The 19,903-nt window shown below is 45.7% G+C and carries 17 protein-coding genes; 9 read left to right on the top strand and 8 right to left on the bottom strand.

Annotated features, from left to right (window positions below):
- Positions 1-38: 38 nt before the first annotated feature.
- Genes BT_RS07390 through BT_RS07380 form a run of 3 tightly spaced genes read left to right on the top strand, consistent with a single transcriptional unit; the run spans position 39 to position 2,937 of the window.
- Entirely contained in the window at positions 39-1,118 is a 1,080-nt protein-coding gene (locus tag BT_RS07390) for a sensor histidine kinase (protein WP_048697567.1), read from the top strand.
- Positions 1,115-2,221 (top strand): sensor histidine kinase, encoded by a 1,107-nt coding sequence (locus tag BT_RS07385; RefSeq protein WP_011107797.1) that lies wholly within the window; start codon positions 1,115-1,117, stop codon positions 2,219-2,221. Before BT_RS07390 ends, BT_RS07385 begins: the two co-directional genes overlap by 4 nt.
- Positions 2,218-2,937, top strand: a complete 720-nt coding sequence (locus BT_RS07380; RefSeq protein WP_008762319.1) for a LytR/AlgR family response regulator transcription factor — start codon at positions 2,218-2,220, stop codon at positions 2,935-2,937. Before BT_RS07385 ends, BT_RS07380 begins: the two co-directional genes overlap by 4 nt.
- Positions 2,938-3,095: 158 nt before the next feature.
- Here BT_RS07380 and trxA read toward each other — a convergent pair whose 3' ends face one another.
- Positions 3,096-3,590 (bottom strand): thioredoxin, encoded by a 495-nt coding sequence (gene trxA / locus BT_RS07375; RefSeq protein WP_008762320.1) that lies wholly within the window; start codon positions 3,588-3,590, stop codon positions 3,096-3,098.
- Between the two features lie 491 nt (positions 3,591-4,081).
- Between trxA and BT_RS07370 the strand changes: the two genes are divergently transcribed.
- Both BT_RS07370 and prfH read left to right on the top strand, forming a co-directional pair.
- Positions 4,082-5,479, top strand: coding sequence for an RtcB family protein (locus BT_RS07370; protein ID WP_011107794.1), 1,398 nt, complete (start codon positions 4,082-4,084; stop codon positions 5,477-5,479).
- A gap of 4 nt (positions 5,480-5,483) precedes the next feature.
- Entirely contained in the window at positions 5,484-6,104 is a 621-nt protein-coding gene (prfH, locus tag BT_RS07365) for a peptide chain release factor H (RefSeq protein WP_011107793.1), read from the top strand.
- Between the two features lie 290 nt (positions 6,105-6,394).
- On the opposite strand, the gene BT_RS07360 is transcribed toward prfH, so the two are convergent.
- From BT_RS07360 to BT_RS07350, 3 genes are all read right to left on the bottom strand, one after another.
- A complete protein-coding gene (locus tag BT_RS07360) occupies positions 6,395-7,894 on the bottom strand; it encodes an L-lactate permease (RefSeq protein WP_011107792.1) in 1,500 nt (499 codons plus the stop codon).
- 240 nt (positions 7,895-8,134) lie between these two features.
- A complete protein-coding gene (locus tag BT_RS07355; RefSeq protein WP_011107791.1) occupies positions 8,135-9,589 on the bottom strand; it encodes a DUF3868 domain-containing protein in 1,455 nt (484 codons plus the stop codon).
- Between the two features lie 24 nt (positions 9,590-9,613).
- Entirely contained in the window at positions 9,614-10,201 is a 588-nt protein-coding gene (locus tag BT_RS07350; protein ID WP_011107790.1) for a DUF3575 domain-containing protein, read from the bottom strand.
- A gap of 245 nt (positions 10,202-10,446) precedes the next feature.
- Between BT_RS07350 and BT_RS07345 the strand changes: the two genes are divergently transcribed.
- From BT_RS07345 to BT_RS07330, 4 genes are all read left to right on the top strand, one after another.
- Entirely contained in the window at positions 10,447-11,991 is a 1,545-nt protein-coding gene (locus tag BT_RS07345) for an acyl-CoA carboxylase subunit beta (RefSeq protein ID WP_008762326.1), read from the top strand.
- A 55-nt stretch (positions 11,992-12,046) separates the two neighbouring features.
- Positions 12,047-13,558: an acetyl-CoA carboxylase biotin carboxylase subunit gene (gene accC, locus BT_RS07340; RefSeq protein ID WP_011107789.1), complete on the top strand. Its 1,512-nt coding sequence runs from the start codon at positions 12,047-12,049 to the stop codon at positions 13,556-13,558.
- Positions 13,559-13,623: 65 nt separating this feature from the next.
- Positions 13,624-14,148: a biotin/lipoyl-containing protein gene (locus BT_RS07335; protein ID WP_011107788.1), complete on the top strand. Its 525-nt coding sequence runs from the start codon at positions 13,624-13,626 to the stop codon at positions 14,146-14,148.
- A 91-nt stretch (positions 14,149-14,239) separates the two neighbouring features.
- Positions 14,240-16,597 (top strand): hybrid sensor histidine kinase/response regulator, encoded by a 2,358-nt coding sequence (locus tag BT_RS07330; RefSeq protein WP_011107787.1) that lies wholly within the window; start codon positions 14,240-14,242, stop codon positions 16,595-16,597.
- A 24-nt stretch (positions 16,598-16,621) separates the two neighbouring features.
- On the opposite strand, the gene bioD is transcribed toward BT_RS07330, so the two are convergent.
- The 4 genes from bioD to BT_RS07310 are packed head-to-tail and all read right to left on the bottom strand — an operon-like array spanning position 16,622 to position 19,872.
- Entirely contained in the window at positions 16,622-17,269 is a 648-nt protein-coding gene (bioD, locus tag BT_RS07325) for a dethiobiotin synthase (RefSeq protein WP_011107786.1), read from the bottom strand.
- Complete coding sequence (gene bioC / locus BT_RS07320) at positions 17,266-18,051, bottom strand: malonyl-ACP O-methyltransferase BioC (protein ID WP_011107785.1); 786 nt, start codon at positions 18,049-18,051, stop codon at positions 17,266-17,268. Before bioC ends, bioD begins: the two co-directional genes overlap by 4 nt.
- Before the next feature lie 10 nt (positions 18,052-18,061).
- Complete coding sequence (locus BT_RS07315; protein ID WP_011107784.1) at positions 18,062-18,721, bottom strand: DUF452 family protein; 660 nt, start codon at positions 18,719-18,721, stop codon at positions 18,062-18,064.
- Positions 18,718-19,872, bottom strand: coding sequence for an 8-amino-7-oxononanoate synthase (locus tag BT_RS07310; protein ID WP_011107783.1), 1,155 nt, complete (start codon positions 19,870-19,872; stop codon positions 18,718-18,720). Before BT_RS07310 ends, BT_RS07315 begins: the two co-directional genes overlap by 4 nt.
- Positions 19,873-19,903: the final 31 nt, after the last annotated feature.

Below are 19,903 nucleotides of genomic sequence, written 5' to 3'. Positions count from 1 at the left end.
TAACGGAAAATGTTTTATCTTCGTACCCGATGAAGCATATGGCAACTGAAACAACTGCAGCAGGCAACGAATCGGCCTTTTTATATAGATTGCTCGTAAGTCCGGCATTCCGATGGATGCGGTATCTGATACTTGTCATGGTGTTGGGCACTATCTCCTTCAATCAGGTATTCATCATTTTTATGGACTATCGGGATATATTGGGCGGATGGATTTATGTGTTCACATTTATATATATGCTCACATACATTGGCGTTACCTGCCTGAACCTTTTCTGGTTATTCCCGAAATATTTGTTGAAAAGGCATTATATGACTTATCTGTCAGTGCTGTCTGTGGCGATGGTCATTGCGCTGCTGATACAGATGGTCATAGAATACCTTGCTTACTCCCATTGGCCGCAGCTTCATGCGCGGGGATCGTATTTTTCGGTTCCCATGCTGATGGACTACATTTCTTCTTTTATGCTGTCAACGCTTTGCATGATAGGAGGAACGATGACTTTGCTTCTGAAAGAATGGATGATTGAGAATCAGCGTGTTTCACAGATGGAAAAGGCGCACGTACTGTCCGAAGTGGAACAACTCAAAGAACAGGTCAGCCCCGAACTTCTTTTCAAAACGTTGCATCATTCGGGTGAACTAACATTGACCGAGCCGGAAAAGGCCTCGAAGATGTTGATGAAGCTGAGTCAGTTACTGCGCTATCAGTTATATGATTGCAGCCGGCAAAAAGTATTGCTCAGTAGTGAAATCGCTTTCCTGACCAACTATCTGACATTGGAGCAAAGCTCCCTTCCGCAATTCCGCTATCAGTTTACTTCGGAAGGGGAGGTAAACAGGATGCTGGTTCCTCCTCTGCTCTTCATTCCTTTTGTGCAGCATATCATGGAGTTGACGCACGAACAGCAAATCTTGCTTCCTGTCTCTCTGGACATTCATCTGAAAGCGGAGAAGGCTACGATTGTATTCACTTGTATGTGTCCGCAACTTAATCTCTCCGTAAACAGGGGGCTGGAACGGATCAGACAAAGGCTGGACTTATTGTATGGCGACCGTTACGGACTATCTTTGACTACGGAATGTATAAGACTGGAACTGAATGGAGGGGAACAATGAGAATAAGTACAAACGATAAAAATACACTCGACAGGAATCCCGGTGACGGAACCATGAACGGCAAAAGTGTCACCGCTTTTCTGCTGAGTCCTCATTGCAGGATATACAGACATATCCTCTTGCAGGTGGCTGTTCTGCTGATTACAATCAATGTTTTTTGGTACGAGCCTTTGCAGGTGGTCTCTCTCTTGAAACGCTTTGGAGGCTGTCTGGTCTATTTCTTGTCTATGAATGCGGTGATATATACCAATCTGTACGTCCTGGTTCCTTCTTTTCTGCTAAAGAACCGTTTGGGTGGTTATGTTCTGGCTGCGATAGTTACCAACTTAGTGGTCATCCTTTTCCTTTCAGTTACGCAGGGAATGCTTTTTGAAGTTATTTTGCCTGTCAGGAATCCCGATGGATTTGCCACTTTCATCAACACCTTTTCGGGGATACTCACTATGGGTTTTGTCACCGCAGGTTCGGCAGCTATTTCATTGTTCACTCATTGGCTGCGTCATAATCTGCGCATTGATCAGCTGGAATCTACCACTTTGCAATCGGAGTTGAAGTTCCTTAAGAGCCAGATTAACCCGCACTTTCTGTTCAATATGCTGAATAACGCCAATGTACTGATAAAGCGGAATCCGGAAGAGGCTTCCAAAGTTCTTTTCAAACTGGAAGATTTGCTGCGGTATCAGATTAATGACAGTTCGCGCGAAAGGGTTGCTTTAGCCTCGGATATCCGTTTTCTGAACGACTATCTGAATCTGGAAAAGATACGCCGGGATCATTTTCAGTTTACAATGGAGCAGGAAGGGGACATTGGCTCCATCTGGATTCAGCCGTTATTGTTTATCCCGTTTGTGGAGAACGCGGTGAAGCATAGTTTTGATAGCGAGCATCCTTCGTATGTACATCTTTCTTTTAAGGTAGAAGAGAACCGGTTGGAGTTCCGTTGTGAAAATACGATGCCGGCGGTTGCTGTCAGCAACAAGGTAGGAGGAATCGGACTTGCGAATATTCAGCGTAGATTAGGATTGTTATATCCCGACCGTTATGAATTGGAGCAGATAGAGAATGAAAATCGGTATATGGTAACTTTATGTATAACGTTATGAATTGTATTATTGTAGACGATGAACCATTGGCACGGGAGGCTATGAAATTGCTGATAGAGGAGGCGGAATGTCTTCAGCTAGTGGGAAGTTTTAACAGTGCCGCCACGGCTTCCGACTTTATGGAGCAGCACGTAGTAGACCTTGTCTTTCTGGATATTCAAATGCCCGGCATTACGGGAATTGAGTTTGCCCGTACCATTTCCAAACGGACATTGGTAATCTTTACCACTGCCTATACGGAGTATGCACTGGATAGCTACGAGGTGGACGCAATTGATTATCTGATAAAGCCGGTGGAGGCGGAGCGCTTTCAGAAGGCGGTTGAGAAGGCGCAGTCTTATCATTCTTTATTATTACAGGAAGAAAAGGAAGCCATTGAGACGATTGTGGCTGCCGAGTATTTCTTTGTAAAGGCGGAACGCAGATACTTCAAGGTCAACTTCTCTGATATCCTTTTTGTAGAAGGCTTGAAAGATTATGTAATTCTACAGTTGGGCGAACAACGCATCATCACCCGTATGAGTCTGAAAGCGGTCTTTGACTTGTTGCCGAAGGACTCTTTTTTACGGGTCAATAAATCGTATATAGTCAATACAGCCCATATCGATTCGTTCGACAATAATGATATATTTATCAAGTCGTATGAGATTGCTATCGGGAATAGTTATCGGGATGACTTCTTTGAAGGATTCGTGATGAAACAACAAAGATGGTGACAGGTCTTGCGATGTTTTTTATGTCATATATATCCGTTAGTCTTTAATCTGATGCAATATTGGTAGATAAAGGAAAGTTTATAAAAGAATCTGCCCTCTGTCAGTCATTAGAATGCTGATAGAGGGTAGTTGCATATCAAGAAAAAATCGAAATTAGTTTATTTAGCTTCGTTATTCTGTTTCAAAAGAAATTCGTCGATTGCTTTCTTCAACTGGTCTTTGGGCAAAGCCCCTTGCGTGATTCTCGGTTCTTCTTTCATCGGAATCAGTAACAGGGTGGGGATACTGCGGATACCGAATGCGGCAGCCAGTTCCTTTTCCTGGTCCACATCAATCTGATAGATGTCCACTTTACCGCTGTATTCTTTGCTCAGTTCTTCCAGAACAGGATGCAGCGCTTTACACGGTCCGCACCATGTTGCATAGAAATCGACGATTGCCGGACGTTTGCCTTCAAATTTCCAATCATTCGGATTGGCTTCAAAATCATATACTTTCTTTAAAAACTCTGCTTTATTTAATGATACTACTTCCATTTTATTGTCCTCCTTTGTTGGTTCATTACTCTTTTTATTTTCTCCGCCATTTCCCGCACAAGCTGTGGTGGCCAGTACGATAGCGAAAGCGCTCATAATGCTTTTAATCAGTTTCATAAATCTTTTCGGTTTATTTGTTTTCTATGTTGCAAAGGTAAGGCGAAATAGCTTCCCGTGAAATAGCGATTTGACTGGAACACTTGGCAAAATTTCCCATCACTGCTCCTTTAACGCTAAAAAATGTCTTTTTATCTTTGGAAGTAATAAAAATATGCACTACTTTTGTCGCGATAAAATGAGTATTCACCCTTTAAAATGATGGAAAGGGTATTAATTATGTTGGAGCTATAATATTTTCAAATTAGGACTAAGTTGTCTCGTCGGGAAGACGGGGCTTTGCGACATTTTGTTTTTTACGTTTACCGCAACTCTGCTGCTGGCGGTAATAGTTGATTAGTCCTGCAATCACATTTTTATTTTTCGAATTATTCACTTCAATGTTGTGGATGGATGTTTTGTATCCGTATCCGAAGCATTGGCATACCGTGTATAACCTTACTTTCCGCTGTTGAGGCGGACGGGGTGTGGTATGCGAACAGAAAAAAAGTATGGGAATACGATTAAAAGATTTAAGTAAACTGGGATATCGGGATAATGTAGCCCGTAGTCTGGTAGTAGACATTGTAGGCAAATATTGCAAACATGACACGAAGGAACAGATTGCAATGACTTTGAGCAATATACTCGAACATCCCGAATCTTATAAAAACAATGAAATATGGAGTAAGCTGGCGGAACGCCTGTCGCCTACTGTTCTTGCGAAAGAGTTCGTAGCTTACGACTTACGGGAAGATCCGTTGATGTATAAAACCTATGGAGGTAAGTTTATCGAGACTCTTGCCAAACAACAGATGAATTTGGCTATGCGCCTGCCTGTAACGGTCGGCGGAGCGTTGATGCCCGATGCGCACGCCGGTTATGGATTGCCTATCGGTGGGGTACTGGCTACTGATAATGCCGTGATACCGTATGCTGTCGGGGTTGATATCGGTTGCCGGATGAGTCTGACGGTATTTGATGCGAAAGCAGACTTCCTGAAACGATATTCTTATCAGATAAAGGAGGCTTTGAAAGACTTTACACATTTCGGAATGGATGGCGGCCTGGGCTTTGAACAGGAGCATGAAGTGCTGGATCGGGAAGAATTTCGGTTGACTCCTTTATTAAAGGATTTGCAGGGAAAGGCCGTGCGGCAACTCGGAAGCTCCGGAGGTGGGAATCACTTTGTGGAGTTCGGCGAAATTGCTTTGCAGGCGGATAATGTGCTGAATCTTCCGGAGGGGAGTTATGTTGCTTTGCTGTCTCATTCCGGTTCACGTGGCTTGGGTGCTGCTATTGCCAAACATTACAGTCTGTTGGCCCGTGAAGTCTGCAAACTTCCTCGGGAGGCGCAGCATTTTGCGTGGCTGAGTCTGGACTCCGAAGAAGGGCAGGAGTATTGGATGAGTATGAATCTGGCAGGAGACTATGCCCGTGCCTGTCACGAGCGTATTCACTTGAATCTATCTAAAGCATTGGGACTGAAACCTGTTGCGAATGTCAACAACCATCACAACTTTGCGTGGAAAGAGGAGATAGCTCCGGGACGTATGGCGATTGTGCATCGCAAAGGGGCAACTCCTGCACAAAAGGGACAGGCGGGTCTGATTCCCGGAAGTATGGCTACGGCAGGTTATCTGGTTTGTGGCAAAGGGGTGGAAGAATCCTTGTGCTCTGCTTCTCATGGAGCCGGAAGAGCGATGTCCCGGCAAAAAGCAAAGGAGAGTTTCACTCAGTCGGCTTTGAAAAAGATGCTGTCGCAGGCAGACGTGACATTGATAGGCGGAAGTATCGAGGAAATACCTCTGGCATATAAAGACATCGACCGCGTGATGTACACACAGGAGACTTTGGTGGAAGTGCAGGGTAGATTTATGCCTCGCATCGTACGAATGAATAAAGAATAAGGCGATGAAGGAGAAAGTCTATTTACAGATAACTTCCGGCAGGGGACCTGCGGAATGTTGCCGGGTGGTGGCATTGGTACTCGAAAGAATAGTAAGACAGGCGCAGGCAAGCGGACTGAAAATGGAAATGATAGAACGTGAAGTGGGACCGGTCAACCGGACACTGCTTTCGGCTACCATTGCTCTTCAAGGCGCAGCGAGCGGAGAACTGGCGGATGAATGGGAGGGAACGGTGCAATGGATTGCCCAAAGCCCGTATCGCATTTATCACAAGCGGAAAAACTGGTTTGTCGGTGTGCATTCGTTTGTGTTGTCGGAGAGTCAGGAGGCTACAGAAAGAGATTTCCGCTATGAAACCTTACGGGCTTCCGGTCCGGGCGGGCAGCATGTCAACAAGACAGAGTCCGCGGTCCGTGCCGTTCACATCCCGTCCGGGATGAGTGTGGTAGCTTCCGACCAACGTTCACAATGGCAGAACAAGAAGCTGGCAACGGAACGCCTGTTGGTGAAACTTTCGTCATGGACGATGGAACAGGCGATGATTCAGGCGCAGGAAAACTGGAGTAATCATAATCATCTTCAACGGGGGAATCCCGTGAAGGTGATTCGGGAACCGCTGATTTAGCTGTGAGTAATAAAAAATATATAAAGTGACTAAAAAGTCGGTTCTATCTCCCATTCCCCTCCCTTCGGGAAGGAAGGGTGGCTGAAAGTCGGGGTGGTAGGTGGATGCATAGATTGATGATAATCAAAGTTATATGCTTACCTACCACCTCCCCCTGCGGGGACTCCTCCTTCCCGAAGGAGGAGAGTTTGAGGTTACTACCGACTTTTTAGTTCGCCTTTATGTATGCAGGATAATGTCACTATATCAAGGCGATAGTGTCATTATCCTGTTATTATTCTTTCGGGTGGTTAACTGAAAATATAAACGATAATTCCTGTAATCACCACATATGCCAGTGCATACGGGATAGCAGCTTTCAGTATTTCCCCTTCCTTTCCCTGCTGGTTTCCAGCAGAAGTCGCAATGGCGATACTTTGCGGAGAAATAATCTTACCGCCTGTCGCACCTACCGTATTTGCAGCTGACAGCCAGTCCGGACTGACATGAATCTGTCCTGCCACACTTGCCTGTAACTTTCCGAAAAGGATGTTGGAGGAGGTATCACTTCCTGTAATAAATGTCCCCAGGCAGCCGATGACCGGAGCAAACAGCGGATACAAGCTTCCGGTAGCAGTAGCCAGTGCCGTAGCGATGACAGCAATCATTCCCGAAGTATCCATAATGGTGGATAATCCCACGAGACAGATCACGGTAATAAAGGTTTTCTTTAATTGCTTCACCGTATTCCAAAGAACGATAAACAGCTCTTTGACTTTGGCACCCTGTATCAACCCACCGATAAAAGTACCGAGGAAGAGTAGTACACCTGCATGGGTCAACCACGAGATTGTATAGTTTACGGTAGTAGCATTGACAGGCAGACTGATTCTTGTAACCCAGTTATTCTCCAATGTACTTCTCAAACTCGGGAAAAGCGGACTGGTGAGGATGATCAGGAACAAAATCAGTAAATAGATGCTCCATGCATTCAGTATATCTTTGGTTTTCAGCGTACTTTTCCGAGCCTTTTCTTCTTTCGATGCGGTCAGTTTTCCATAGAGAACGATGACAATGATAGAAAGAATACTTCCGATAATGGCAGGCGATTCTGCCCCCATATATCTGGCAGCCAGATATTGTCCGACCAAAGAAACACCTCCGACCAGCAGGGCCAGAAATATATTCTTCGGGAGTGCTTTCAGTTTAGGATTGGTGAGGAAAAGCAAGACCAGCGGAATCAGAAACATGAGTACCGATAATTGCAATACAACGTTCGTACTGAGTTGTAGCACATCCAGATTCGTTTCCTTTGCCAACACCAATACCGGAGTTCCGATAGCACCGAAAGCCGTAGCGACACTGTTGGCTATCAGACTGACAGTCGCCGAAAATATCGGCTTGAATCCTAGACTGATAAGAATCGCCGCCGGAATAGCAACCGCCGTTCCGAATCCTGCCATCGCTTCCAGTAATCCTCCGAATCCCCAAGTCAGCAGCAATACCTGAATACTTTTATCCGTAGAGATGGAAGCGAACTGTTGTTTGATAATCTCCATCTTTTCCGTTTTCAGTAATACGTTATAACTGAAAATAGCCATCAGAATGATGATTAAAATAGGAGAGACCGCTTTCAGTGCTCCATATAAAAAGGAATAAAACAGATTGTCTACAGAAAAGGCAAAACCGAAAAGAGCGATCAGCATGGTTACAATCAACGAGATAATACTGCTCTTGTCGCCGGACATCTTGAAAAACGCCATCAATACAATTAATAGCAATACCGGAATAATAGCAAGGATTAGTGTCATAATTCTAAATTTTAAATAGTCAACTTTTGGTGAATACTTAATATAACAAAACAAAAGGTCGTTTTGATGGATATGTGACTCTAATTTTATCCAACTTCTTTTTGTGAATGTGTCAAAAATATATTCAGGCACGGATTTCACAGATTAACACGGTTTTAAGAGTTAGGTAACCCCAAACCGTGAAATCCGTGTAATCCGTGCCTGAAAAATCGTTTTAAGTGACTTCCGTCCCTTCTGCTATTACTTGCTCATTTTCATATTCATGATCTGTTGCAACTGTTTCAAGTTTGCCTGAGCAGCTTCATTTCCTAATTTGGCAGCTTGTTCAAAGGCTGCTGTAGCACGTTGAATATCTCCGTTTAAGAAGTTATACACGCCTGTATTATTCAGAAATTCGGCAGTGGTATGATCCGCTTTTTCCATATATTTCAATGCGGTATTGATATCCTTCTGTGACAAGGCGACAGCCGCTGCATTCAGATTGGCTACAGCATCCGTCGGATACATACGTACGGCAATATCAAATACATCTACAAAGTCCTTGCTGCCTTTCGGATAACTATTGGCTACCTGATACATCTCGTTCAGACTCAGATATTTCGGATTCTCACGGATGATGATACGTCCTTGTTCCACATCGAAGTTGACCACTGTGTAGTCGATTTTGCAGTTCACTTTACGCAGTCCCGGATAAATCTCTTTCAGCATAGTGCGATAAGGAGCGCCGCCGCCGACTTTCATGATTTCCTGTTTACGTTTCACGTCATTCGTTGTATTTTTGATGATATTCAGGAAGGTTTCCTTATCCTTCATCGAAGAGGATTCGAGAGCTTTCACCAGTCCGTCCCAGTTCTCTCCACCGAAAGTCACTTTATACAGTTTGGCAGATGCCTTTTCGTTCTTGACCAGATAATCTTTCAGAGCTTCCGCACGTTTTTTAGAGAGTTGCTCGTTGAAAGCCAGCGGCCCTTCGGGAGAAGCGAATCCTTCGATGCTGATGCTTTGTACGGTCAGATTCTTGTCATTCTGAATTTTATCAAACATAGAATGAATATTCACCAGTTCGGAGTGATTGTTCATGAAGTCGGTAAGGATGACAGACTTGTTGACGGGGAAGTCCAGATGAGCTTCGTATTGCTCACTGCGGTTTTTCACCACTTCCACTGTAGGCTGGATGTAGGCTACGATAGGAGACATGGCACTCAGTCGTTTGGCTTCGGTAGATACATCGTTCGTTATCAGTTCCTGCGCGTTCATTTCCTGATAGTTGCCGCATCCGCATAGGTTCTCTACCAGTTGCAGGGATGCGTTTGCCATCCATGGCTGATAAGGAATGACCTGCGTATAATTAAACGTTTCTCTTTTATTATAAGGTACGATGATAGCCGTGGATTCCTGTTTGCTGATCGCCAGTCCACGTAGATAGGCTTTCTCGCGTCTTTTGCCGTTGACGATAATCTCCTGTAGCGGGACATTATGTTGTCCGTCCGTCAGCAGGGGGATCAGGCTGAGACTACGTGCCGAGCCGATGGTTAGGTTTGCCATGTCGACCGTCATGCCGACATAAAGCGAGTTTCCTTGTTGCCATAAGGATACATTCGAAAGCGTGAGCGCATCATTCAGAAATTTCTGTGCATGAGCCGGAAGTATGGTGGCTGCAAGAGCTATAAATAGATAGATAAGTTTTCTTTTCATCATTGTAAGTTTTAGAAAGTTCGATTATTTGATGACATAAATGAAGCTGAGGCCGATTTTGGTCGGACCGAAATAGTTGCGAGTGTTGTGCCCGAGTTTTTCACCTCCGTCACCGCGGGCATATTTATCATATTTCAGACGGGCGTAACCGACTCCGACGGTTGCTTCCATGCTCCAGCGTTTGCTGATAATCCACTGGTATCCGTAAGAGATGCCGGCTCCGTACAGACTGCCGTCATAGCGGTCGTGCCCCATTCCGAATATATTCAGGTTGCTGACATTCATTTCTCCGTAGTGTCCGTGCAGGCCGAAGAAACTTCCGTTGAAACGTTCGCAGAGCCAGTAGCGCAATTCCGGTTGTACGAGCCAGTGCTTGATCTGGCGGTCGTTGCCAAACTTCCACGGATTGTAGTTGCCGGATACATCGAGGGTGATTTTCTTTGCCAGTCCGACTTCGAATCCCAGGTTGGGAGTGCTCGTAGCCCAGTAGAGGGCATTGGTCTTGATGGCGAATTTGGGTAAATAAGTTTCATTCCGTTGTACTTGCGCATACGCACTTGTACCCAATACGAGCAGGAAACCGGCTGCTAATAAAAGTTTAATTGTTCTCATTTTTGTTAGGGTCTAGGTTTTATTAAAATGATATGCGATAAACACATGATTGTGTGACTTTGTTGTGTAAACCCGTAGAAAAGATTCCTTGCCCGTATCCGCCATAAAGATGTTTAAGGGCATAAATGCTAACAAATTCGGCAAATGATACGTTTACTATATAAAAATACCTTTGTGTAATCAATATGACAACTAATTAATTTATTACTGACTATTTTTACACATAACATTAATACAAACAGCCTATGAAAGAGCTTATCAAGAATCTGGAAGAACTGAACAGGAAAGCAGAAAAAGGTGGCGGGGATGCCCGTATTGAGAAACAGCACTCTGTGGGCAAGCTGACCGCCCGTGAACGCATTGACTTACTTCTGGAAAAAGGGTCGTTTATCGAACTTGATAAACTGGTAACCCACCGGTGTACTGACTTTGGTATGGAAAAACAGAAATTCTCCGGTGACGGGGTAGTGACTGGTTACGGAATGATTGGCAAACGGCTGGTCTATGTTTTTGCACAGGACTTCACCGTATTCGGAGGGGCTCTTTCGGAGACACACGCCAAGAAGATTTGCAAAGTGATGGACATGGCGATGCAGATGGGAGCGCCTATTATCGGACTCAATGATTCCGGTGGTGCGCGCATTCAGGAAGGTGTCCGTTCTTTGGCAGGATATGCGGAGATTTTCCTTCGCAATTCCATGGCTTCGGGAGTCATTCCGCAGATCAGTGCTATCATGGGTCCGTGTGCCGGTGGTGCCGTTTATTCTCCTGCACTGACCGATTTTATTCTGATGGTCAAGAACTCCGGCTATATGTTTATCACCGGACCGGACGTAGTCAAGAGTGTGACACAGGAAGAAGTAAGCAAGGAAGATCTGGGTGGAGTGGGCATCCACATGACAAAGTCCGGCGTGGCGCATCTATCGGCCGAAAATGATATTGAATGTATCAATTATATCCGCGAACTTATTTCTTATCTGCCGGGCAACAATATGGAAGAGCCTCCTTTCGTTGTCACCAACGACTCGCCGACCCGCCTGACACCCGAACTGTCCGACTTGGTGCCTACCAATCCGAATCAGCCCTATAATATAAAGGAGATGATAGAAGCGGTGGCCGACGATAATAACTTCTTTGAACTTCAGGCAGAATTTGCCGCGAACATCGTTACCGGATATATCCGTCTGAACGGAAAGACGATAGGGGTGGTAGCCAATCAGCCGCTGGTGCTGGCAGGAACACTGGACATCAATGCCTCTATAAAGGCTGCCCGTTTCGTTCGCTTCTGCGATGCTTTCAATATACCTTTGCTGACTCTGGTCGATGTTCCGGGATTCCTTCCGGGAGTAGATCAGGAATATGGCGGAATCATCCGTAATGGTGCGAAACTGCTTTACGCTTACTGCGAAGCTACCGTGCCGAAAGTGACCGTTATCACCCGTAAGGCTTACGGAGGCGCTTATGATGTGATGAGTTCCAAGCATATCCGTGGCGATGTCAATCTGGCTTTCCCCACTGCCGAAATCGCTGTGATGGGACCGGACGGGGCCGTAAATATCCTATTCAAGAAAGAGATCGAAAAGTCACAGACTCCCGAAGAAAGGCGAAAGGAACTTCAGAGCGATTATCGTGAAAAGTTTGCCAATCCTTACCGCGCAGCGGAACTGGGCTATGTGGATGAAGTGATCGATCCGGCCGTTACCCGTTTGCGCCTGATACGCAGTTTCGAAATGCTGGCCAATAAACGTCAGTCCAATCCGCCTAAGAAACACTCGAACATTCCACTTTAATAAATGGAAAATGGAAAGTTGAAAATGGAGAGTGATAAATTAAAAGAAACAGATTATGATAAAGAAAATATTAGTTGCTAATCGTGGAGAGATAGCTATGCGCATCTTCCGTACTTGTCGGGTGATGGATATTTCGACGGTGGCTGTTTACACGCATGTAGACAGGGGGGCTTTGCATGTTCGCTATGCGGAGGAGGCTTATTGCATCTCCAATTCGCCGGAGGATACTTCTTATTTGAAGCCGGAGTTGATACTGGCCATTGCCAAAAAGACCGGAGCCGCCATTCATCCGGGATATGGGTTCTTGTCGGAGAACGCTGACTTTGCCCGTCGTTGCGAAGAAGAAGGAGTGATCTTTATCGGGCCCGGTGCCGATATTATTGCTAAGATGGGGATCAAGACTGAGGCACGCAAAATCATGCGTGAAGCGGGGCTGCCCATCGTTCCCGGAACGGAAACTCCCGTACAGGGGATCGAAGAAGTGAAGAAGGTTGCTAAGGAAGTAGGTTATCCTATTATGTTGAAAGCGCTTGCCGGAGGAGGCGGAAAGGGGATGCGTCTGGTCCGTTCCGAAGAAGAAGCGGAAACGGCTCTTCGTTTGTCTCAGTCCGAGGCGGGTACTTCTTTTGGTAATGATGCGGTCTATATAGAGAAATATATCGAGAATCCGCACCATATCGAGGTGCAGATTATGGGAGATAAATATGGCAATGTGGTTCATCTGGGCGAGCGTGAATGTTCCATTCAGCGACGTAATCAGAAGGTAATCGAGGAGTCTCCGTCACCGTTTGTGAAAGACGAAACCCGTAAGAAGATGCTGAAAGTAGCCGTAGAGGCTTGCAAGCGGATCGGTTATTACAGTGCCGGCACGCTGGAGTTCATGATGGATAAAGACCAGAACTTCTATTTCCTTGAAATGAATACCCGTTTGCAGGTAGAACATCCGGTGACGGAGGAATGTACCGGCGTCGATCTGGTGCGTGACATGATCACGGTGGCTGCGGGCAATCCGTTGCCGTATAAGCAGGAAGATATAAAATTCAGCGGAGCTGCCATCGAATGCCGTATCTACGCCGAAGATCCGGAGAATAACTTTATGCCTTCTCCCGGAGTGATAACTGTTCGTGAAGCTCCCGAAGGCCGTAACCTCCGTCTGGACAGTGCCGCCTATGCCGGATTCGAAGTTTCACTGCATTATGATCCGATGATTGCCAAGCTCTGCTGCTGGGGGCGTACCCGTGAATCCGCCATCTCCAACATGGCACGTGCCTTGCGTGAGTATAAGATTCTGGGCATCAAGACGACGATTCCTTTCCATCAGCGTGTGTTGAAGAATGCCGCTTTCCTCGAAGGAAAATATGATACGACTTTTATCGATACCCGTTTTGACAAGGAGGACTTGAAGCGTCGTCAGAATACTGATCCGACTGTTGCCGTGATCGCTGCCGCCGTAAGGCATTACGAGAGGGAGAAAGAAGCTGCATCCCGTGCCACCACGCTCCCTGTAGTGGGCGAATCTCTCTGGAAGTATTATGGCAAGTTGCAGATGACTGCCAATAATTATTGAATAAGTGGAGAGTTGAGAGTTGAAAATTGAAAGTTAAGTTGGTCATTCATTAAAATTAGAAAGATATGGGTACATCGTTAGCGACTTATTATGCCAAGCTTCTGGATATGCCGGACAGTGAATATAAGGTGGAGATTCTGGAAGACGGACCGATCAAGAAAATAGCGGTCAACGGTAAAATATATGAGGTCGATTACAATATGGGAGGCGACTCCATTCATTCGATCATCATTGATCATCACTCGCATGGAGTGCAGATTTCCCCTTCTTCCAATAATTCTTATACCATTATGAATAAGGGTGAGCTTTATCAGATAGAGCTACAGGGAGAGATGGAAAAGATACATAATGCCCGTGCCGGTACGGAAGCCGTAGGGCGTCAGGTGGTACAGGCTCCGATGCCGGGGGTGATCCTGAAAATATATGTGAAGAAGGGAGACGAAGTCAAGCGTGGAGACCCGCTTTGCGTATTGGTGGCCATGAAAATGGAAAACGAGATTCGTTCTGTCACCGATGGAGTAGTGAAAGAAGTCTTTGTCGAAGCCGGTATGAAGGTCGGTTTGAACGACCGGATTATGGTGATTGAATGATTCTCAAAAAAAATAAAGGTGTTTTACGTACTTATCTCAAAAGTTTTCTTTACTTTTGGCAGATAAGTACGTATTTATATCCGGATGTCTTATGAACAACGAACAAACAAAAGAAGCACTGAAAGAGGAATTGGAGTTGCTTAGAAAAGAAAATGAGCAACTGAAGCGACAACTTCGATCTCTGGAACAGAATAAACAACCCGAAGAAAGCTCCACCAGCTTTCAGGAAAGGTATGCCGTTAAAATATTAAATTCCTTACCGGATATGCTGACTGTGTTCAACCACGACGAAGTGGGAATTGAAGTCGTATCCAATGAAGAAACCAATCATGTCGGGATATCCAACAAAGATTTTGAAGGAATGCACATGCGCCAGATGGTGCCTCCCGAAGCCTATCAGAACATCCATGCCAATATGCAGAAAGTGATCGCCACGCGGACTGTTTCGGCAGCGCATCACGACATGGATTTCAATGGCTCTCACCATTACTACGAGAACCGGATTTTTCCGTTGGATGAAGAATACGTTCTGATTATGTGTCGTGACATCACGGAGAGAGTGGCCACCCAGCAACAGCTGGAGATATTTAAAAGCGTACTCGACAAAGTCAGTGACAGCATTCTTGCCGTTTCCAGTGACGGAACGCTGGTATATGCCAACAAGCAATTTATGGAAGAGTATGGTGTCACCCAGCAGATGGGTACCCAGAAAATATACGACCTGCCCGTCTCTATGCGCACGCCGGAGTTATGGGAAGCCAAACTGAAAGATATACGCGATAATGGCGGCAGCTTTTCATACCGTGCAGCGTATGTGCGCAAAGGTGAGGAGAAAAACAGAGTACACCAAGTCTCTACCTACCTTACACAGGAGGATGATACGGAGCTTATCTGGTTTTTTACGCAGGACATTACCGATGTAATAAAGAAGCGGGATGAACTTCGTGAATTGAATCTCCTGCTGGACGGTATTCTGAATAATATCCCTGTCTATCTGTATGTGAAAGATCCCGAGGACGATTTCAGATATCTGTATTGGAACAAGGCATTTGCCGAACATTCCAAGATTCCTGCCTCTCGGGCAATCGGCCGAACAGACTTTGAGATCTTTCCGGAGCGTGCAGATGCCGAAAGGTTCCGCAGGGATGATTTGGAATTGATCCGGACGCATGAACGGATCGATATGCAGGAGACCTACGTGGCGGCCACCGGCGAGACCCGTATTGTGCAGACACTGAAAGCGCTTGTCCCGATGGAAGGGCGCGAACCGCTTCTGATCGGTATCTCCTGGGATATCACTAACTTTCAGAATATCGAGCAGGAACTGATTAAGGCACGCATCAAGGCAGAGCAATCCGACAGATTAAAAACCGCCTTTCTTGCAAATATGAGCCATGAAATCCGGACACCGCTGAATGCGATTGTCGGTTTCTCCAATTTGTTGCCTTCTGCCGAAACCCTTGAAGAAGAAAAACTCTATTCGAGCATTATCAATCAGAACTCAGAGATCCTGTTGCAGCTGATTAATGACATCTTGGATTTGTCTAAGATAGAAGCCGGTACATTGGAATACGTCAGACAGCCGATGAACCTGGGTGAAATATGTCGGAATATCTATCAGATTCATAAGGATCGTGTGCAGGAAGGGGTTACCCTTATTCTGGATAATCAAGACGAAGACCTGATTATTGAAGAAGACCGGAACCGCATTGCGCAGGTTATCACTAACTTCCTCACCAATGCCGGTAAATTCACGCTTTCCGGTGAAATCCGCTTTGGCTTTAAAGTCAATAATCAATGTATCCGTTTTTATGTGAAGGATACAGGTATCGGAATAGCTCCCGATAAGGTGGGACATATTTTCGACCGTTTTGTCAAATTGAACTCATTTGCGCAGGGGACAGGTCTCGGACTTGCCATCTGCCGGATGATCATAGAAAAGATAGGAGGGGAGATCGGAGTCACTTCGGAAATAGGCAAAGGATCGACTTTCTACTTTACGATACCTTATAAAGAAAGCTCAGATGACCGTATTGCATTTTCCGAGGCTTCGGAAACGAAATACATCAGCCACACCATCAAGAGGATGCAGAAGATCAAGAAGATTCTGGTAGCTGAAGATGTGGACAGCAACTTTGTACTGATCAAGAATATGATTGGCAAAGATTACACTCTGCTATGGGCGAAAGATGGCTTTGAGGCGGTGGAAATGTATAAACAGTTCCAGCCGGATTTGATTCTGATGGATATCAAGATGCCTCGTATGGGTGGACTGGAGGCTACCCGCATCATTCGTTCCTATTCGAAGGAGATTCCTGTCATTGCGCTGACTGCCTATGCTTTCGAAGCGGACAAGGAGCAGGCTTTGGAAGCCGGCTGCAATGACTTTGTCACGAAGCCGGTTTCAAAAGCAGCATTGGAAGAGGCGTTGGGGAAGTGTTGCGGGTAGTAACTACAAGTGATTATATTATACTCACTTTCCTATTTCGGGAACTAATAAGAACTTTGTTTCCGGAAAGTACTTTTCGAGCCAAGCTCGTATAAACTCCATCGTATCATCTTGAATTGTTTTATCCTCTACCGTCGGATAGAGATTATAAAGTACTGTATCCAGCACAATGTCCCGTTTCTGTATGGCTTCAAGACTCAGAAGAGTATGATTGATGCTGCCTAGCTTTCCGGAAGTCACGAAGATAAGCGGATATTTCTCCTGTGCGATATATTCAATTGTCAGGAGCTCCGTAGTCAGAGGAACCATCAGACCGCCCGCGCCTTCAAGCAGAACACAGTCATACCGTTCGCTTAATACTTCGGTAGCATGCTTGATCTTGTCGAAATCAATGGGACGATGATCCAGTCGGGAAGCCAGATGGGGGGAGGCGGGATAAGAAAAGATCTCCGGCATGGTCAGCCCTTCCTGATCTTCCCGGGTGAAAGGGATTTCCATAATGCGCCGATGCAGGTCTATATCTTCGGAATGCCCCACATTTCCTGTTTGGATAAACTTCTGCGTAATGGTTCTTTTGCCGTTTTTATTCCATTCGCGTGCCAGGTAGCCGGTCGCGTAACTTTTGCCGGCATCGGTATCGATACCGCTTACAAAATATACATTCTGTTTCATACTTTTTTCTTTTTTGCTATGATATAAATAGGGTGATATGTCAGGGACACTGAAGTGCCCTGTGTAAATTCTTGTGTGTAACGTTCGCAAAAATGCTGCAAATCACGACGGGTCCAAGTCTGTTTCTCATGCTTCGGATAGAGGGATGATTGCGCTGACAAACCATTCACCCCCGTCTGCTTCAGATGATACAGCACTTTCATCGGATCTTCGAAAGAAAGGGGGATCAGCTCTTCTTCTGAGTACAGTATATCAAAGTGAAGAGACAGGGCTGCTTCAAGCTCTTCCCTTGAACGATAGGGTAGTCCCTTTCCGGTAAGCTCACGTATCTCTTTCATATTCTTTTTCCCAAAAGTACTGAAAGCAAAGTATCCCTGACTGTGAAGCAATGTATTACACCTTTTGAAGAACTCCTCCGGCGAGTCGAACCATTGCAAAGCGGAACAGGAAGTAATCAACGTACTTTTATCCGGAAAAGAAATCGTCTCCGCATCTCCGGAAAGAAAAGAGACTTGTTTCTCTCTTAATAAATCTTCGCAGCAATACCTCATCTCCGGACATAAGTCATTCAGAAGCAACTCTTCCGGACGAAGGGTGCGGAGCAACATTCGGGAGTAAATGCCCGTTCCGCATCCGAACTCAATCACTTTCGGACAGGGAGAGGGAATATGTTTCTGGAGCAGGCGGATCATTTTATTTGCTATCTGCCGTTGTACATTTGCTTCACGGGGATAGGTGGAGATGGCTTTTGAGAAACGTTCTGCAATAATTGTCTTATTCATTGATCAATGATTATTTAATGTTCATGATTACCTCATTAAAAAGCTCCTGCTGATAATGGGCAGCTTCGACGTGCAGGAGGGAGACTGCCTTGTTTCTCCATGCCTGCTCTTGATGGTCCGGAAGGAAAATCCGATCGTTATCTCCGATGATGGCTGTTTGCCAGACAAACTCCGAAGGGAGGGATGACAAGTATTGCTGCCGGATGGCGGCAAGCTCTTCTTTCAGTTCTTCAACCGGACGTTTGGGAGCTATTGTCTGAAAAGCCTTGTAATCAGCAGCAGAACCACACATTCTTCGCTGAAATTTCAGTAGGGTTTGTGCGTTCAGTCCTTGCAGGGTGCCTTCAAAAACGGATGGCGTAATTCCTTTCGTTTCGTGTATCGGATAAAGTGTTCCGTTGATGGCGGTACTTTGGGAAACAGGCAGGGAGGGATATTGCTTCATTACCTGCGAAGCCGCCCAGACTCCCATTGACCATGCGATCAGCGAAATCTTGGAATATGCCTGTATTAAAGTCGTATCGAATTCCAGCGAACGATAATCGTAACAAATCATCCAGTCACATTCCGCCGGATGGATATGTCGGAAAGGCGTTTCGTCCATTCCCCATCCTGCGAAGAATAGTAGAAGGTGCTTTCCATTGTTCCTGATAATAAAAGTCTGCTTCATCCGTTAATGATTTCTATAAGTGTATCGATTTCTTTTTCTGTGATGTCCGCTGTCAATGAGAAGCGGATACGGGAAGTCCCTTCGGGTACTGTAGGCGGGCGTACCGGCAGGGCATAGAATCCCTTGCGTTGCAATTCTTCTGCCTTCCTGATGGTATCTTCGCTTGCTCCGACCACCATCGGCACGATGTGGCTGACGGAAGGACAGTTATATCCTTTCTCGGTCAGTGCTTCTTTCAGTTTCCTGCTGATTTGCAGCAGATGCTCCCTTTTGCTCCGGAAATCAGCGAAGTGTTTCAGTACCCATGCGGTCCACTGGATATTGACAGGAGGAAGGGCCGTTGTGAAGATAAAGGTACGCATCTTATTGATCAGATATTCCCGGATGGTCTGTCGGCAGATGATATATGCGCCAGCGGATGCTGCCGCCTTCCCGAAAGTTCCTACCAGAAAGTCGATGTCGTTGATGCAGTTTTGTTCTTCGGCACATCCTAAGCCTTTCTCGCCCCGTGCTCCGAAAGCGTGGGCTTCGTCTACATAGAGAAGAAGGTTAGCGTAATCGTGTTTCAATCGTACCAGCGCTTGCAGGTCGGCTTCGTCTCCGTCCATGCTGAAGATACTCTCGGTAACGATGATTATCTTCTCATACATACCGTGGTTTTCTTCAAGAAGACGCCGGAGCTGGGCTAAGTCATTGTGCCGGTACCGGATACATTTGGCAGATGATAATCTGATTCCGTCTATCAGGCTGGCATGTACGAGTTTGTCCGCAAGGATCAATGTACGGGCATCACTGACGGCAGGAAGTATCCCTGTGTTGGCGTGGTATCCGCTATTGAACAGAAGGGCGCTTTCTGCTCCGAACATAGTGGCCAGTTGCTGTTCCAGTTCCTGATAGGCAGTGAAGTTGCCTGTCAGCAGGCGGGAGGAAGAGGAAGTGGGCAGAAAGGTTTCCGGAGTGATGGTCTTTAAGAACGCTTCTCTTAAAGACACCTCATTGGCTAACCCCAGATAATCATTGGATGATAAGTTCAGCATCCGTCGTCCGTCTACTGTCACGTCTCTTCCATTATGAATCAACTGTGGGAGAGAACGGTAATTCTTCTTCTCTTTTAAAGTCAGAAGTTCTTGATTGATAGAGTCTAAAATCATAATCTATTCATTTTTTGAGAAGATAGTTAAG

Source organism: Bacteroides thetaiotaomicron VPI-5482 (genome assembly GCF_000011065.1).
In the GTDB taxonomy this organism is placed as follows: domain Bacteria; phylum Bacteroidota; class Bacteroidia; order Bacteroidales; family Bacteroidaceae; genus Bacteroides; species Bacteroides thetaiotaomicron.
This window is presented reverse-complemented; position numbering and strand designations above follow the sequence as displayed.

Excerpts from the sequence above, each read along its gene's own strand:
- BT_RS07350 (WP_011107790.1), bottom strand. The coding sequence starts at position 10,201 with ATGAGAACAATTAAACTTTTATTAGCAGCCGGTTTCCTGCTCGTATTG.
- BT_RS07330 (WP_011107787.1), top strand. The coding sequence starts at position 14,240 with ATGAACAACGAACAAACAAAAGAAGCACTGAAAGAGGAATTGGAGTTG.
- BT_RS07345 (WP_008762326.1), top strand. The coding sequence starts at position 10,447 with ATGAAAGAGCTTATCAAGAATCTGGAAGAACTGAACAGGAAAGCAGAA.
- BT_RS07335 (WP_011107788.1), top strand. The coding sequence starts at position 13,624 with ATGGGTACATCGTTAGCGACTTATTATGCCAAGCTTCTGGATATGCCG.
- bioC (WP_011107785.1), bottom strand. The coding sequence starts at position 18,051 with ATGAATAAGACAATTATTGCAGAACGTTTCTCAAAAGCCATCTCCACC.
- trxA (WP_008762320.1), bottom strand. The coding sequence starts at position 3,590 with ATGAAACTGATTAAAAGCATTATGAGCGCTTTCGCTATCGTACTGGCC.
- bioD (WP_011107786.1), bottom strand. The coding sequence starts at position 17,269 with ATGAAACAGAATGTATATTTTGTAAGCGGTATCGATACCGATGCCGGC.
- BT_RS07385 (WP_011107797.1), top strand. The coding sequence starts at position 1,115 with ATGAGAATAAGTACAAACGATAAAAATACACTCGACAGGAATCCCGGT.
- BT_RS07310 (WP_011107783.1), bottom strand. The coding sequence starts at position 19,872 with ATGATTTTAGACTCTATCAATCAAGAACTTCTGACTTTAAAAGAGAAG.
- accC (WP_011107789.1), top strand. The coding sequence starts at position 12,047 with ATGATAAAGAAAATATTAGTTGCTAATCGTGGAGAGATAGCTATGCGC.
- prfH (WP_011107793.1), top strand. The coding sequence starts at position 5,484 with ATGAAGGAGAAAGTCTATTTACAGATAACTTCCGGCAGGGGACCTGCG.
- BT_RS07360 (WP_011107792.1), bottom strand. The coding sequence starts at position 7,894 with ATGACACTAATCCTTGCTATTATTCCGGTATTGCTATTAATTGTATTG.
- BT_RS07390 (WP_048697567.1), top strand. The coding sequence starts at position 39 with ATGGCAACTGAAACAACTGCAGCAGGCAACGAATCGGCCTTTTTATAT.
- BT_RS07315 (WP_011107784.1), bottom strand. The coding sequence starts at position 18,721 with ATGAAGCAGACTTTTATTATCAGGAACAATGGAAAGCACCTTCTACTA.
- BT_RS07355 (WP_011107791.1), bottom strand. The coding sequence starts at position 9,589 with ATGAAAAGAAAACTTATCTATCTATTTATAGCTCTTGCAGCCACCATA.
- BT_RS07370 (WP_011107794.1), top strand. The coding sequence starts at position 4,082 with ATGGGAATACGATTAAAAGATTTAAGTAAACTGGGATATCGGGATAAT.
- BT_RS07380 (WP_008762319.1), top strand. The coding sequence starts at position 2,218 with ATGAATTGTATTATTGTAGACGATGAACCATTGGCACGGGAGGCTATG.